Raw genomic sequence first — 824 nt, 5'->3', positions numbered from 1 at the left:
GCCTTTCTGTCAATTTAAACGCATCTCTATTCTCAAAATCATCAGCAAATTTCACTACTTTGCTGTTTTTTCGGATCATTTTAAATACGATTTCATGACTGATGCTTCCGAAAAAAGCTCTATTTCTGATCCATAAGTGTCTTTAAGCGTAGATCGCTGTTGGGGGTATGCTAAATCTTTCTGAAAGCTTATTTGCGAAATTGTTTGATGATGATTTATAGCATGCGGTTGCATATAGTTTTTCCGTTTCTAATTTTTTGTGTTTCTTAATTACCAATCCATATTCTGGATGCGTAATCCAATTATCCCAAGCGCTTTGCCAATCGCGTTCATTTGCATTTCGACATGGATTGGTTTTTGAAAAGCGTACAAATTTTTCAAATTCTGATAAGGCTTCATCATGCGTTAATCCTTGTTCAGTTGCGTATTGAAAATCGGGTTTGAAATCTTCTAGTATTCTTTCAACTTCTTGTTTTTCCCTTGTTTTCTTGCTTTCTTCAAAAAAGTTTGCTTTCTCTGGAAAATAAGCAGGCATCATCGTGTCAAAGATTTCTGAAAGTTTTTTTCCAACCTTTTTAACTTTTCGTGAAGGCAATTTCGCAATCATCGCTTCGTTAATTTGCCATCGGTTGTTAGCTTCGTTTGAAAGATTGATATTTTGCTCGTGAATGATTGGTTGTTTGGTTTCTATCGTTTTGATTTGTTCTGATTGGCTTTCAACATCACACTCGATTGCCTTTTCAACAAAATCGTTTGTTTCTAAATTTTCAAAATCAATTTCTCTTTTTGATAAAATAATATTTTTATTTTTTTTGTTATTGTTA

At 33.1% G+C, this 824-nt stretch carries 1 pseudogene; it reads right to left on the bottom strand.

Features of this window, described 5'->3' with window-relative positions:
* Positions 1–142: 142 nt before the first annotated feature.
* Positions 143–824 (bottom strand): annotated as a pseudogene (locus ACFIJL_RS09710) (hypothetical protein); the annotation flags it as partial.

This window comes from Bartonella sp. TT119HLJHH, from assembly GCF_042193385.1.
Classification (GTDB): domain Bacteria; phylum Pseudomonadota; class Alphaproteobacteria; order Rhizobiales; family Rhizobiaceae; genus Bartonella.
This window is presented reverse-complemented; position numbering and strand designations above follow the sequence as displayed.